The organism is Ferruginibacter sp. (assembly GCF_031391665.1).
GTDB lineage: Bacteria > Bacteroidota > Bacteroidia > Chitinophagales > Chitinophagaceae > Ferruginibacter.
In genome coordinates, this window is record NZ_JANMUN010000203.1 from 1 (window position 1) to 15070 (window position 15070).

The following is a 15070-nucleotide window of genomic DNA, read 5'->3' on the forward strand; positions in this document are numbered from 1 at the left end:
GGCAATGCGTTGTTCAATACGGTTTACTGCTCTTATCTCTCCGCTTAGACCCACTTCGCCTGCAAAGCAAGTGTGGTGGTGCAGCGGCACATCTTCGTAGCTGCTCAGCAAGGCACACACAATTGCCAGATCAATAGAAGGGTCTTCAATTTTTAAACCACCGGCAATATTTACAAAAACATCTTTTACCCCAAAATGAAAACCACCACGTTTTTCCAGCACGGCTAATAATAATTGTAAACGTCGCAGGTCGAAACCACTCACCGTACGTTGCGGCGTACCATAAACGCTTTGAGTAACCAATGCCTGTGTTTCAATAAGCAATGGCCGCATGCCTTCAATAGTTGCTGCAATGGCAATGCCGCTTAAGGCATCCTCTTTTTGCGTAATTAAAATTTCGCTGGGGTTGGTTACAGCCCTCATGCCTTCGCCGGTCATTTCGTAAATGCCCAACTCTGCAGTAGAACCAAAACGATTTTTTAAAGTACGTAAAATGCGGTAAGCATAATGTCGGTCGCCTTCAAACTGCAATACCGTATCTACCATGTGTTCTAAAATTTTTGGCCCGGCAATGTTGCCATCTTTAGTAATGTGGCCAATTAAAAAAACAGGTGTGTTGGTTTCTTTAGCAAAGCGTTGCATTTCGGCAGCAGTTTCTCTAATCTGGCTTACGCTTCCTGGTCCGCTTTCTACAAATGGCGATTGCAATGTTTGTATCGAATCTACAATAACCAATTGCGGTTTTAATTTTTTTATCTCCTGAAAAATGGTTTGTGTATTGGTTTCGGTAAGTAAATAAAAGTTTTCACTTCTAATTCCTACACGGTCGGCCCTCATTTTTATTTGTTGTTCACTTTCTTCTCCGCTTATATATAATGTAACCACATCTTTAAGGTTTAAACCAATTTGTAAAAACAAAGTTGATTTACCAATGCCCGGTTCGCCGGCAACTAAAACAATACTTCCTAAAACAATTCCACCGCCTAACACACGGTTTAATTCTGTATCAGTTGTGATAATTCTTTTTTCTTCGGCGCTGCTAACTTCGTTAATGGAAATGGTTTTTATTTTACCATCTCTTTTATAATCTGCCCATTCATCTTTTTCTTTTTTATCGTTGCCTTTAACAATTACTTCTTCCACAAAAGTATTCCAGTTATTACAGCTCGGGCATTTACCTAACCACTTTGCACTTTCGTATCCGCAGCTCTGGCAAAAAAATGCCGACTTAGTTTTACTCATGTTGTAAAGATAATGCTGATTAAAGATTGATGATTTTAGATTTTGTGTTTAAAACTTTTGTAAAAAAATTATAAAAGATAAAATAGATAGAAAATTAATCTGCAGTATTTGCGCAATCAGCGGGAACAACTAAAAAGTAAAAGGGCTATCATTTCTGACAGCCCTTTATACTTACTAACCCATTAAATTCTATTGCTAAATTACAATTTACGGCCACATAAAAAAATATATTTTGGGCTATGTTGATAAGTTATGGGTGAATTTTAGGTTTAAGGGTCGGACTTTAAATCAGATTCAATTTATTGATAAGCAAATAGTTATGAGATAATTTTGACAGATTAAAACCTTATTTATCCCATGTTAACTAAAAATTATTTCTTTAAAATATTTGGTTTATAAAATAAACTACTTTACGTTTGTGTAAAATTAGGAAGAATGAAAAAGTTGTTTACTTTATTACTAACTCTAAATTTTTTATCGGCACAAAGTCAGATAAAAATTAGTGGAAAGGCAGTAGATAATAAGAATAAAGCATTGGCTGGTGTAAGTGTAGTTTTAAAAAATACTTACGATGGGGCTACAACAGATTCATCTGGTAGCTTTTCTTTTACCACAACCGAAAAAGGAGAGCAGATTATTGAAGGCAGCTCATCAGGTTACCGGACGTTTGAGCAAAAAGTAACCATTAATTCTACCGACATAACCATTCCTGTATTATTAAAAGAGCTAATAACGGATTTAAAAGCAGTTGTAATATCAGCAGGCTCATTTGAAGCAAGCGATAAAAAGAAAGGTGCTGTATTAACTGATATAGATATTGTAACTACACCAAGTGCCAACGGCGATGTAACAAGTGCCTTTAAATCTTTGCCCGGTGCCCAGCAGGTTGGCGAAAGCGAAGGTTTATTTGTAAGAGGCGGCACAGCAACAGAAAGTAAAATATTTATTGACGGCACACAGGTAAATAACTTTTTTTACAGTGGCACACCCGGCATTGCACAGCGTGGAAGGTTTAATCCGTTTTTGTTTAAGGGTACAGTTTTTAGTACAGGTGGTTACTCAGCTTTGTATGGCCAGGCTTTATCATCGGCACTTATTTTAGAAAGTAAAGATTTACCAGAAAAAAGCGAAGCAGATTTTGGAGCCAGTGTGGTTGGTGTTGGCGGAGGCATACAGCATTTGGCAAAAAATAAAAAAAGCAGCTGGGGCTTTAGTGCAAACTATACCAATCTGGTACTGGCATTTAATGTAATAAAACAGCGGCAGGATTATTTTAAAATTCCGGTTATACTTGATGGAGATGCTAACTTTCGTTTTAAAACAAAGAAGGGTGGTATAATAAAATTATACAGTTATATAAGCAAAACCGATGTAGGCAGCCGCACCGGCGATATTGATTCGGTTAGTATGAAGGATGCTTTTACATTACAAAATTTAAACCAGTATCACAACATCAGCTATAAGCAAAATTTAAAAAACAGGTGGAAGATAAATGTTGGCGCATCATTCAGTAATAATAAAGATGATATAGAAAACGAATTGCAAAATGCTGCCAACGTAAAACAAACTATTACTACTCCGGCATTTTATGCGTTCAAAAACTTTTCTTTAAGTACAAAAGGCAATTTTTTTCAAAACAGGATTGTGCTGGATAAAAAGTTAAGCGGTTTAAGTGCTGTTCGTTTTGGTACCGAAGTAAGTGTCAGCAACGAAAAATCGGCTTATACATTATATGATGGTACAAAGTTTAATGAAACTATCAAAGAAACCATGGTAGCAGGCTTTGGCGAATCGGATATTTATATTACCAACTCCTTAGCAGCAAAATTGGGTGTACGTGCCGAGCATTCTCAATTGTTAGATAAATGGAATATTGCGCCAAGGGCATCATTAGCTTACCAGTTGGGCAAATACAGTTCTGCAGGTTTTGCGTATGGAATTTTTTACCAAAACCCCGAAAGAAAATATTTACCTGCCAGCACATTACTTAACTTTTCAAAAGCGGCACACTACATTTTACAATACCAACTGTTAACCGGTGTACAAACATTACGCATGGAAATGTTTTATAAAAAATATGATGATTTGTATAAAACCGGCTACAATTCTAATGGCCGTGAAGTTGCTGCAAACAATAACGGCAATGGTTTTGCAAAAGGGTTTGAAGTTTTTTGGAGAGATAAAAAAACTATTAAAACTGTTGACTACTGGATCTCTTATTCTTACTTAGATACTAAAAGAGATTTTATAAATTTCCCTTCGTCCATTCAGCCATCATTTGCTGCAAAGCATACTGCAGCTTTTGTTTTTAAAAAGTTTGTATTGCCCTGGAAAACACAATTTAATTTAAGTTACAATTTTGCAACCGGCAGGCCCTATTACCGCATTGCTTACGATGGTACACAAAATAAAAATGTATTTACCGATATGGGCACAACCATTAATTACAACAGCTGTAGTTTTAGTGTAAATTATTTGCCCACCATTGGTAAAAAAGATACAAAAAACTTTGCAGTGTGGGTGTTAGGTATTAATAATGTATTTGGACAAAAACAAGTGTACACATACAATTATTCTTCTGATGGCAATCGTAAGGAAGCGGTAACGCCACCAAGTAAACGATTTGTATTTATAGGATGTTTTTTAAGTTTTGGGACCGACAGAACACAGGACGCAATTAATAATAACCTTTAGGCCCCATCCCAACCCTTCCCCGAAAGGGAAGGAAAGCGGACTGGAGTATTTTTTTAAGTTCTTTTATAATAAACAATATTAATCATCGCTAAAAACTACTCCATGTATTCCCCTTCTGGGGAGATAGAGGGGGCTTTAAAAATTATGTCAAATTATCAACAACCGGCACCGGAAGGCAAAGACCCTGAACTTTGGGAGATTGCACAAAAAAGGGCCAGCTTTAAAAATCATGCTATTGCCTATTTAATTGTAAATGCTTTTTTATGGGGTATTTGGTTTTTTACAGGTAACCAGCACAGGGGTATTAATATAAGCGAATGGAATAATCACCATTACCCCTGGCCAATTTGGACTACATTGGGTTGGGGTATTGGCCTTGCATTTCATTTTGCAGGCGCCTATGTTTTTCCTAAAGCAAACTCTGTAGAAAAAGAGTATGAAAAATTAAGAAGTCAACAAAAAAAATAAAATCAAAAATAAAATCAAAAAATAAAACAAACAACAATGAAAAAATTACTTATCGCCTCAGTTTTAGTTTCACTTACCATGCTTTCGTTTGGCCAAAGCGAAAAATATGTTGCTGCAATGAAAAATAATATTGCTGCCATTGATACCAGTTTTAGAAATCCTGCAAGTCTTTTAGCATTGGCTAATAATTTTGAACGCATTGCCAATGCTGAAAAAAATCAATGGCTTGCTTTTTACTATGCTGCTTTTTGCCAGGTTAATTATGGTTTTATGGAGCAGAATAAAGATAAGGTAGATGCTATTGCAGATAAAGCAACAGATTTTATTAATAAGGCAGATTCTTTAATGCCTAATAATTCTGAAATATCCTGCATAAAAAGTATGATAGCAAGTTGCCACATGATGGTAAACCCTATGCAGCGTTATATGGAATACGGGCCAGAAAGTGGCAGCAATATGGAAAAGGCAATGCAGCAGGATCCCACCAACCCAAGGCCGTATTACTTAAAAGGCCAGGGATTAAAATACACACCTGAGCAATTTGGTGGTGGTTGCAAAACAGCAAAGCCCGAGTTGCAAACTGCTTTAGATAAATTTGCAACCTTTAAACCGGCCAGCGAATTGCATCCTAACTGGGGCAAACAACCTGTAGAAATGCTAATGAAAGAATGTAATCAATAAATAAATTAATTACGGGCCGGATTTTTCCGGTCCATAATTATTATAAAACCAACAAATCATGGCAGAAGAAAATTTTTCGCCGCAAGATAGCCTGCAGTTAATAGACAGTATGATTAACCAGGCAAAAAACCGGTTTAGCGAAAATGGTTTTTTATATCTTTTATGGGGCTGGCTGATTTTTGCAGATGCCATCATACATTTTATTTTAATAAAACTCCAATGGTTTAAACATCCCGAAATAATTTGGGCCAGTTGCTGGGTAGCTGTTATTTTTCAAACCATTTATCTTTCTAAGGCAAAGAAAAAAGAAACTGTAAAAACCTACAGCGATGAAATAATAAATTATATCTGGATAAGCTTTGGTATATGTATGTTTTTATTATTTTTTATTGTGGGTAAAGGCAACGGCTGGAATAATATCTATTCGCTTTTTTTAATGCTGTATGGTGTGCCAACTTTTTTATCTGGCGTGGTAATGCAGTTTAAGCCGTTAAAAATTGGTGGAATAATTTGCTGGGCACTTGCATTGTTTTCTGCATTTATACATCCGCTTTATGGTTTATTACTACTTTCTGTTGCAGTTGCTGCTGCCTGGATAGTACCAGGTTATTTAATGCGAAAAAAATATAATCAACAAAATAACTGATTATGGAAGAAAATAAAATGACAGAACAGGAAAGCCTGCAGTTAATCAGCCAAATGATTAATAAAGCAAAAAACAGTTATCTAGATTCGGGTGTTGGTCCGATATTATGGGGTACTGTAATTGCATTTTGCAGCCTGGTAACTTATTTTCAAATTAAATACCAGTTTGATTTACCTTTTAATATCTGGTTTTTAACACTTATTGCACTTGTGCCTCAAATTTTTATAGCGTCTAAAGGTAGTCGTATAAATAAAGTAAAAGGATATGATAATAAGATAATTGACTACGTGTGGATTTGTTTTGGTATTTCTATTTTTTTATTAATTGTTATTAATGCAAATATTATTAAGCAATTGAATCCCGTTTTTCAAACTTATATAGATGTTAAAGGGTACAAGCCCGAATATAATTACAGCAGTTTCACTTCCTCTTTCTTCCTGTTACTTTATGGCATACCAACAATTATTACAGGGGCATGCAAAAATATGAGGCCAATGTTTTACGGTGGTATTGTTTGCTGGATATGTTGTGTAATTTCTATTTATACAAAAATTGAATGGGATATGCTGTTAACTGCAATTGCTGCAACAGCAGCATGGCTAATACCCGGTATTATTGTAAGGAGCAAATTTATAAAGAACAGAAAGGTTAATGTTTAAAGAACTGGACCCCATATTACATTCTCAATTGCGTTTAGCAGTTATCAGTTTACTGATAAGTGTTAAAGAAGCAGAGTTTACTTTTTTAAAAGAAAAAACTAACTCTACCGCAGGTAATTTAAGTGTGCAGATAAATAAATTAAAAGATGCAGGTTATATTGAAGTAACTAAACAATTCAGTAACAATTATCCGCAAACAATTTGTAAAATTACAGCAAAGGGAATTGATGCATTTGAAGATTATGTAAAAGCATTACAATCTTATATGAACCCCAGCGGGCAATAAAAAAGCCCTTTCCTTATTAGGGAAATGGCTTTTACTCGTGCTTGGTTATCAATCAATTTTTTATTTCCATATTAATAATTTTGAACTGTACGTTTCATTGTTTGCAATTAAACGTACAGTATAATAGCCTTCTGCTAACTGAGTAACATTGTTTAATACTACAGAGTTGTTGCCGGCAAATAATGCTGCCTGTTGTTTTAATACCAATTTACCTGTAGCATCAAAAACTGAAATATCACCTGTAGCCGCTTTTGCTGTTTTTATCTTTATCTGTGCACCACTGCTTGATGGGTTAGGGGAGATAATCATTTCGTTAGTTTTCCAGTCGGCCACTTTTATTGAAACTGTATTGGTAAGCTTCATACTGTAGTCCAGATCTACCACTCTTACCCTGTAATAAATATATTTTGAATTAAAGGTCGGCAGGTTATCAGTAAATTTATATTCCTGTAGTGAGGTTAAATTATTTGCCTTTACATTTCCAGCAACTTCAAAATTTATTCCATCATAACTTCTTTGTATTTCATAACTGTCAAGGTTATGCTCCTGCAGGCTTGTCCAGGTAATATTTGATTTTCCTGAATTATAATTAGCAGCTAAATTAATTAAGGAAACAGGTAATGGGCCACCAGCCGGCAAATTAAAACAACCAAACCTTGATCCGTATTGCCTTGTAGGCTGAATGCTGATACTGCTGCAATTTGCAGATGGGGCCTTGTAATCATATCCCATCCTGAAAGTAATGGATGATTGAGGGAAAAAATAAACAGATTTTTCAATAACCTCTGAGCATCTTGATACACCATTACGTTCATTAATACTGCCGGTAGTTAAAAACCATCCATTGTTATTACCGCTCAATAATTCAGAAGCAGCTGCACCATAGTTTACAGGGTCTGCACCATTTATTTTTGCATACCCTATTTCTTTAAACCAGCCATCGCTGCCCTGCATACTGCCATCCATATCAAAGTGTAAAAAATTAAGGTTGGATACAGCCATTTCTGCTCCTGGTGTTGGCATTGCATTACCGCTGTAATGGGTGTAAAATTTTACTGTAAATTCTACGTACCCGCTTTTATTACTGCATGAAAGTATTTGATTAGGTGCAATACGTGGCGCAAATAAAGCAATTTGAGAAGACGCAATGCCCGTTTCATCAGCTGCAGCATCATCATCAATACTGGGGCTGGCAGCACCAGCCATTGTTGCATTTACCATTGCATCAATAGATATTACTGCATCCAGATTTAAACTGGGTATGGCATTGTTGAATTTGTATTTTGCGCCAACTGTTAATGGAGCTCCTGTACCGGCAATTTGCACAGCATTTCTAAAATCGGAAACAACACCTGTGCCAGCATCGCAAACATCAAATCCGGATGTGGTACAAACTTGTGCATTTAAGCTGATTAAAGCTAATAATGTAAACGAAAGGGTAAAAATCTTTTTCATCTTGTGTGATTTATATTTTAAAATTTACAGAGGTTGATAACCTGAACGTTCAGGCATCGGCTAAAATCACAAAATAGTGGATGCGGTAAAGCGGAGCTTTTTCAGAAGATAATAGTTTACGGATTGCTGCGAAGCAATAGAATCTTTTTAATTAATCGTTGGGGAGTGTGTGGTTGAGAATAGAATACGGTTATAAGGTATAAGCACTGCAAACATAGTCAGTTTTTTTTAACTGCGCAAGCTTTTTTAATATTTTTTTTGAAAAGCTGTTTTACTTTTACGAACAATTAGTTGTGATATCCGTTTTACCTTTACACATATATAATACTATGCCTGCAGTTATCAGTGTTACTCATCTTTCAAAAAAATTTAATGACTTAAAGGCGGTTGACGATCTTTCTTTTACAGTTAATGAAGGGGATATTTATGGCTTTCTTGGGCAAAATGGCGCAGGCAAATCAACTACTATACGAATGTTGTTATCGCTTGTAAAACCAACATCAGGCGAAATAAATATTTTTGGAAAGAATTTATTTATACACCGCAGCGAAGTATTACAACAAACAGGAGCCGTAATAGAAAAACCAGATTTGTATAAATACCTTTCCGCTTATCAAAACCTTTCCATTTTCGCTAAAATGAGTGGCGTAAAAGTTACGAGGCAATTATTAATGGAGCAATTGGAAATGGTAGGCCTTGCTGAAAGGGCCAATAGTAAAGTAAAAACTTTTAGCCAGGGAATGAAGCAACGTTTGGGAATAGCAGTTGCACTGGTACACAATCCCCGGTTAATTATTTTAGATGAACCTACAAATGGTTTAGATCCGCAAGGTATTGCAGATATGCGGAATCTTATTTTGCAATTAAGTAAAGAGATGGGAAAAACAATTGTGGTATCCTCTCACTTACTAAGTGAAATAGAAATAATAGCTAACAGAATTTTAATTATTAATAAAGGTAAAAAAGTGGTTGAGGGTAATGCAGCAGAACTGCTGGACCCTGCAAAAACAATTGTACAGATAGAAACTACAAACAATGACGAAGCAAAGAATAAACTGTCACAATCAAAATGGGCTTCATTTATTTTACCTTCTAACGATATTGTAAAAATGCAAATGAATAAAGCAGGCATTCCTGAACTCACAAATGATATGTCTGCAATGGGAATAGGGATATTATCCATTCAGCCACGACATTCCCTGGAAGATTATTTTTTATCATTAACAACTCAGCAAAATTATGTGGACATTACTAAAAATTGAGTTGTACAAAATTTCTAAAAGGCCCCGTACATACATAGCTTTTGCAGCTATTGCAGCCATTGTTTTTATCTTTCAGTTTGCGTTTAAGGCAGATGGGCAGAATTATATGGATATGATGCTCCAAAGTGTAAAAGATACTTTTGAATTTGAAAGAGTAAAAGCTATCAACGGTTATTTTATGTGTTACATTATTCTTAACACATTATTAATTCAGGTACCGATACTTGTAGCATTAATTGCAGCCGATTCTATTTCGGGTGAAGCAAACATGGGTACATTACGTCTCTTAATTTCAAAACCTATTAACCGTACGCAGTTAATTTTAGTAAAGTTTGCAGCGGCTACAATATTTACAATTTTATTATTATTGTGGATGGCAATAACTTCGCTGTTATTCAGCCTGTTAATTTTTGGCGCAGACGATATGCTTATTTTCCGGTCTAAGGGCGAGGAGTCGCAAATACTGCTGATTACCAAAGATGATATTGTTTGGCGCTATATTGCTGCTTTTGCCTATGCTACGGTGGCGCTTACTGTTATTGCAGCGCTGGCATTATTCCTCTCTATTTTTGCAGAAAATTCTATTGGGCCAATTATAGCAACAGTATGTATTGTTATTGTGTGTACAATCATTTCTAATATTAACGTTCCTATTATAGATAAAAACGTGAAGCCATTTTTATTTACTTCTTACTTGGTGGGATGGAAAGGCTTTTTTTACATTGGTACCACCGAAGATGGAGAAACTATAAAAGGTACTATTGAAAATTGGCCTGCCATTCGAAAGAGTTTATTTATTTTACTGGCACACATTTTTATTTTAGTATCAGCATCAGTTATTGTTTTTAAAAGAAAAGATATCTTATCGTAACATGAAAAAAATACTACAGACTTTATTATTAATTACTTTTTGCAGCCCTATGTTTTCAAAAGCCCAGGATGTAAATGCGTTAGTACAAAAAGTAAAGGCTAAAATAGACAAGGTGAATGATTATGAAGCATCAGGAAAAATGAAAACTAATGTTACGTTTTTAAAAATCCCGGTAGCAACTGTAAAAATTTATTTTAAAAAACCTAATCAGTTAAAAATAAAAAATGAAAAAGGAATATCTTTTGTGCCAAAAGGTGCAGTAAGCATAAATTTAAACAGCATTATCAGCAATGGAAAATTTACTGCACTTGATGCCGGTACAGATAAAGTAAATGGTGTGGCAGTAAAAGTGGTAAAATTATTACCTGATGATGATAATGCAGATGTGGTATTATCAACCCTTTATATTGATGAAGCCAATTTAGTAATACGCAAGGCAAAGACTACTACCAGGGAAAATGGTAGCTACGAACTGGAGATGTCTTACGGCAAATACATAGATTACGGTTTGCCGGATAAAATAGTTTTTTCTTTTAACACTAAAGATTATAAACTGCCCAAAGGAGTAACTTTTGACTTTGATGATGGTAAAGAAGTTAAAAAAACAGAAAACAAAGCAAAAAATAAAAAAGGCAAGGCAGAAATTTCTATCAGTTCTTATACAGTTAATAAAGGAATAGCCGATGCCGTTTTTCAATAAAATTTTAGTACAACTTTTAAGTAATAATTTGTACCTTAATAAAAAAATACAACTATGGCAATTTTAAAAGTAATTGAATTATTAGCTAATTCTAAAAAGAGTTGGGAAGATGCTGCCCAAAACGCAGTTAAGCATGCATCTAAATCTTTACGTAACATAAAAAGTGTAAACGTAAATAACCAGAGTGCACAGGTAGATAAAAAAGGTGCTATTAGTGAGTACAGAGTTAATGTAAGCATTAGTTTTGAAGTGGAGTAATGTTAAAGCAATAATTAAGATTTGAAATTGCAGTAATTTTATTAATTGATTGCTATAAGTTTACTAAGAAAGGAGGTTAATCTTCTTTAAAAAAAGCAGGCATATCAAATACAAATAAAATTCTTTTTTTAAGAACTATATGGTACCAGTTAAAAAATTCTATATATTTTTTATTATTGTTTTAATTATTGCTTTATATTCTTTTGCGGTTAGTAAACCGAACAATGCCGGTAAGTATATATCAAATTATACCGAAAGCATTAATGGGTTTAGTAACAATCAAAGGACCTTATTGGAGCTTATAAAAAAAACAGATTTTTCTTCTGCATCCGGAATTGAGAATATAAGAAAACAGATTGCTCTTGCCCGAACCAGCTTAAAAGGAATTGATTTTTGGCTGCGTTACCTCGACCCAATTGCATATAAAAAAATAAACGGGCCATTGCCTGTGGAATGGGAAACAGAAGTTTTTGAGAAGTTTGAGAAACCTTATAAAAGGGAAGGAGCAGGGCTAACACTTGCGGCATTATATCTTGATGAAAAGAATGCAGAGAAGGACAGCCTTTTAAATTTAGTAGCATCTTCTATTACTGCCACACAAACATTTATGGCCGATTCTGTTACAGGCCAGTTGCAAAATCACCATCACTTTTTTTTAGCTAACCGCCTTTTCTTATTGAATTTGGCTGCTATCTATACCACAGGTTTTGAATGCCCTGATACAACAGCAATTATACCTGAGTTGCACTCTATGCTTATTGATGTAAAAAAAATATACAGTTCTTTTAACGAAAGTTTTCCTGCTACACCTGTTGCAGAAAATTTTCTCACCCTTTATAATAACACCATTTCATTTGTAAATAAGCAGCCATTAACTTATTCAAAGTTCGATCATTTTATTTTTATCAGGGATTATGTAAATCCTCTTTTTAAAATGAATCAGCAATTTATAAATCAATACAGGGTTTTTACAAAAAGTTATGTTGATTATTCTTTAAATAACTCCAGTGAATCCATATTTAATAAACATCTTTATTTTGGCCAGAATACTAAAGGTATATTTTTAAGAGTAAACGGTGAAAAGGAATTAAAAGAAATTGAACGTATTGGTAAATTATTATTTTACGATCCGCTGTTGTCGGGTAATAATAAAAGGAGTTGCAACTCCTGCCATAAATCTGCAGAATATTTTACTGACACCGCAGGTACAACTTCGTTTCAGTATGATGGTAAAAATTATCTATCCCGAAATTCGCCGTCGTTGATCAATGCAACTTACAATCACCTTTTAATGCTGGATGGTAAACATATTTCTATGCAAAACCAGGCAAAGGATGTTATAACAAATGCTTTGGAATTAGGCAGCAATGAAAACGAACTTGTACAAAAAGTATTAAGTTGTAATGAATATAAAAAAGCATTCAAAACTTTTTTAAAATACACTCCGCAGGAAAAAGAAATTACACTGGAGCATATTGTTTCTGCCATTACAATGTATTACAGCAAATTCAGTAATTATTATGCTCCATTTGATGATGCCATGAATACAAACAAAGAAATTGAGGTACCTGTAAAAGAAGGCTTTAATTTATTTATGAGTAAAGCACAATGTGGCACCTGTCATTTTGTTCCGCAATTTAATGGTGTAAAACCTCCTTACATTTCAAGTGAGTTTGAAGTATTGGGCGTACCTGCTGATACAGCATTTATAAAGCTGAGCATAGATAAAGGCAGGTATGATGTCAACCCTGCCGGCGAAATGCTGAATGCTTTTAGAACTGGTTCAATAAGAAATGCAGCCTATACAAAACCTTACATGCACAATGGTGTTTTTAATACGCTGCAGCAGGTGATAGATTTTTATGATGCAGGCGGCGGAGCAGGTAAGGGATTAAAAATTAATAACCAAACTCTTTCTGCAGATTCACTAAAGTTAACAGCTGATGAAAAAAAGAACCTCATTGTTTTTATCCGCTCTTTAAATGAAAATATTAACTTTGAAACTGCACCGGAAAAACTACCTGTCTCCAAAGATAAACTATTGAATAGCCGTAAAATTGGGGGCGAATATTAGCATAATAAAAAATGAAAAGCATAATAACTATAGCACTTATTTTTATTACTGGTCTATGGCTTACCGCATGTGTATCGCAGCCCAAAATTCAATTTTATGATTTTCCTGCTGATATTGCCGAAGAAGCAAAAGTTGCCAACTTAAAGCTGATTGAAAAAGGGAAGATTTTATATAATATAAATTGTGCAAAATGCCACAATACAAAAGAAAAAGGTAAAATAATTATACCCGATTTTACAAACGAACAGTTGGAAAGTTATACTATAAGGATAAAGAACGAAGTCCATGTTAATACGCTTCCGGAAAATAAAATTACTGCCGAAGAATTAGAAGCGATCCAAATTTTCTTTAATTATAAGAAACCCAGCCGGCCACAGGCAGAAAAATAGCTCTGCAATCAATTCTTTTTAAAAAAATTCCTATTTTCTATTTTTATTACAAGAATTTATTGAGTTTAACCAATGGTAAACTCAAGCAAAACATTCTTCAAATTCGTATAAATACGAAGTATTTATACTTTATTAAGGAGTACTAATTACATATTTTGTTTTTCTATTCCTTCTATGCAATATTTTAAAAAAAAGTTCGTATTTATTCTAACCTTAATACCTTATTTGCAAAAGATATAATAAAAAGTATCAAAAAATTTAACCTAATATCATCTAAATGAAAAGCCTTAATTACACAGTAAAAACATGTTTTTTATTTTCATTGTTTTTATTTCAAAAAGTCCAGGCACAAACCATTGGAACATTTAATTCAGTTACGCCAAGTGCACAAACTCAGAGTTTGGTAATTCCCGTCACACACACTTTTCAAAGAATAATAAAATCGGGTGATGCACTTACTGCAGGAGGAACTTTAGCAGCAAATAATGATTTTACTGGCTACGTACCTATTGCAGGAAGCAGCAAGAATGGCTACTTATCAATTAGTGGAGAAAATACGGTTGCTTCTGTTGCAACAATGACGGTTGCTTACGATGGGCCAACGCATACATGGTTAAAATCAAATAGCGGTAATGTTACTTTTCCAGTAGCAGCTTTACAAACTGTTTCAAGATTTTGCTCGGGTACAGTTACACCCAACGGTACTATAATGGTATCCGAAGAATCGCTTACAGCAGGAGATGGTAATGCAGATGGTTACCAGGATGTTGGCTGGATTATAGAAATAGATCCTGCAACAAGAACAGTAATAGAAAGTGACGCCACACATGCCGGGGTTGATAAATTATGGGCCATTGGAAGGCAGACAAGAGAAAATGTTGTTATCGCCCCCGATAATCAAACGCTATATACCGGCGCCGATGACCCGACAAATGGGTTTGTTTATAAATTTATTGCAACAACCCCTGGTAACTTCAGCAGCGGGCAATTGTATGTATTAGTAACAACAGGTGCATTGGGTACAGGTAGTTGGAAGCTTATTGCAAATTCTACTCAGGCTGATAGAAACGGTACAGTTGCATTAAGCGTTGCTGCCCCTGCTGCTTATAATTTTAATGGTGTAGAGGATATTGAAATAAAACCAAGTAACGGAGATATTTATTTTACAGCAAAAGGACCCGGGAGAGTTTATCGTTTTACTGATAATGGTACTACGGTTAGCAACCTGCAGGTTTTTGTTGAAAATGCTACGTATGATGTTGATCCCGGGGCAGGTGTATCTAATGCCGCCTGGGGTATTGGTAATGATAACCTTGCTTTTGACGGGGAAGAAAATCTTTGGGTGTTGCAGGATGGCGGTAACAATCATATTTGGGTAGTAGGCC

The 15070-nt window shown here is 34.9% G+C and carries 15 protein-coding genes; 13 read left to right on the forward strand and 2 right to left on the reverse strand.

Annotation, left to right across the window (positions count from 1 at the left end):
- On the reverse strand, positions 1-1242 hold a 1242-nt coding region (gene radA, locus ACY651_RS14940; RefSeq protein ID WP_462254151.1), incomplete at its 3' end, for a DNA repair protein RadA.
- Positions 1243-1677: 435 nt separating this feature from the next.
- Between radA and ACY651_RS14945 the strand changes: the two genes are divergently transcribed.
- The 6 genes from ACY651_RS14945 to ACY651_RS14970 all read left to right on the forward strand — a co-directional run bounded on the left by ACY651_RS14945 (position 1678) and on the right by ACY651_RS14970 (position 6676).
- Positions 1678-3936, forward strand: coding sequence for a TonB-dependent receptor (locus ACY651_RS14945; RefSeq protein ID WP_462254153.1), 2259 nt, complete (start codon positions 1678-1680; stop codon positions 3934-3936).
- Between the two features lie 144 nt (positions 3937-4080).
- Positions 4081-4404: a 2TM domain-containing protein gene (locus tag ACY651_RS14950; protein ID WP_462254155.1), complete on the forward strand. Its 324-nt coding sequence runs from the start codon at positions 4081-4083 to the stop codon at positions 4402-4404.
- A 36-nt stretch (positions 4405-4440) separates the two neighbouring features.
- Positions 4441-5085, forward strand: coding sequence for a hypothetical protein (locus ACY651_RS14955; protein ID WP_462254157.1), 645 nt, complete (start codon positions 4441-4443; stop codon positions 5083-5085).
- A gap of 58 nt (positions 5086-5143) precedes the next feature.
- Positions 5144-5731 carry a hypothetical protein gene (locus tag ACY651_RS14960; protein ID WP_462254159.1) on the forward strand — a complete coding sequence of 196 codons (588 nt, stop codon included), beginning with the start codon at positions 5144-5146 and terminating at the stop codon, positions 5729-5731.
- 2 nt (positions 5732-5733) lie between these two features.
- Positions 5734-6390 (forward strand): hypothetical protein, encoded by a 657-nt coding sequence (locus tag ACY651_RS14965; protein WP_462254161.1) that lies wholly within the window; start codon positions 5734-5736, stop codon positions 6388-6390.
- Complete coding sequence (locus ACY651_RS14970; RefSeq protein WP_462254163.1) at positions 6383-6676, forward strand: winged helix-turn-helix domain-containing protein; 294 nt, start codon at positions 6383-6385, stop codon at positions 6674-6676. The genes ACY651_RS14965 and ACY651_RS14970 overlap by 8 nt, the downstream gene beginning before the upstream one ends.
- Positions 6677-6736: 60 nt before the next feature.
- On the opposite strand, the gene ACY651_RS14975 is transcribed toward ACY651_RS14970, so the two are convergent.
- The gene (locus tag ACY651_RS14975) at positions 6737-8131 is read right to left on the reverse strand and encodes a T9SS type A sorting domain-containing protein (RefSeq protein WP_462254165.1); all 1395 of its coding nucleotides are present in this window, start codon (positions 8129-8131) and stop codon (positions 6737-6739) included.
- Positions 8132-8460: 329 nt separating this feature from the next.
- Between ACY651_RS14975 and ACY651_RS14980 the strand changes: the two genes are divergently transcribed.
- The 7 genes from ACY651_RS14980 to ACY651_RS15010 all read left to right on the forward strand — a co-directional run.
- Complete coding sequence (locus ACY651_RS14980) at positions 8461-9393, forward strand: ABC transporter ATP-binding protein (protein WP_462254167.1); 933 nt, start codon at positions 8461-8463, stop codon at positions 9391-9393.
- The gene (locus tag ACY651_RS14985) at positions 9371-10264 is read left to right on the forward strand and encodes an ABC transporter permease (protein ID WP_462254169.1); all 894 of its coding nucleotides are present in this window, start codon (positions 9371-9373) and stop codon (positions 10262-10264) included. The genes ACY651_RS14980 and ACY651_RS14985 overlap by 23 nt, the downstream gene beginning before the upstream one ends.
- A 1-nt stretch (position 10265) precedes the next feature.
- Entirely contained in the window at positions 10266-10964 is a 699-nt protein-coding gene (locus ACY651_RS14990; protein ID WP_462254171.1) for a LolA family protein, read from the forward strand.
- A gap of 54 nt (positions 10965-11018) precedes the next feature.
- A complete protein-coding gene (locus tag ACY651_RS14995; RefSeq protein ID WP_462254173.1) occupies positions 11019-11222 on the forward strand; it encodes a dodecin family protein in 204 nt (67 codons plus the stop codon).
- A gap of 139 nt (positions 11223-11361) precedes the next feature.
- On the forward strand, positions 11362-13296 hold the full coding sequence (locus ACY651_RS15000; protein ID WP_462254175.1) for a cytochrome-c peroxidase: 1935 nt from the start codon (positions 11362-11364) through the stop codon (positions 13294-13296).
- 11 nt (positions 13297-13307) lie between these two features.
- A complete protein-coding gene (locus ACY651_RS15005; protein ID WP_462254177.1) occupies positions 13308-13685 on the forward strand; it encodes a c-type cytochrome in 378 nt (125 codons plus the stop codon).
- Positions 13686-13962: 277 nt separating this feature from the next.
- A partial coding sequence (locus ACY651_RS15010) for an alkaline phosphatase PhoX (RefSeq protein ID WP_462254179.1) occupies positions 13963-15070 on the forward strand: 1108 nt, incomplete at its 3' end.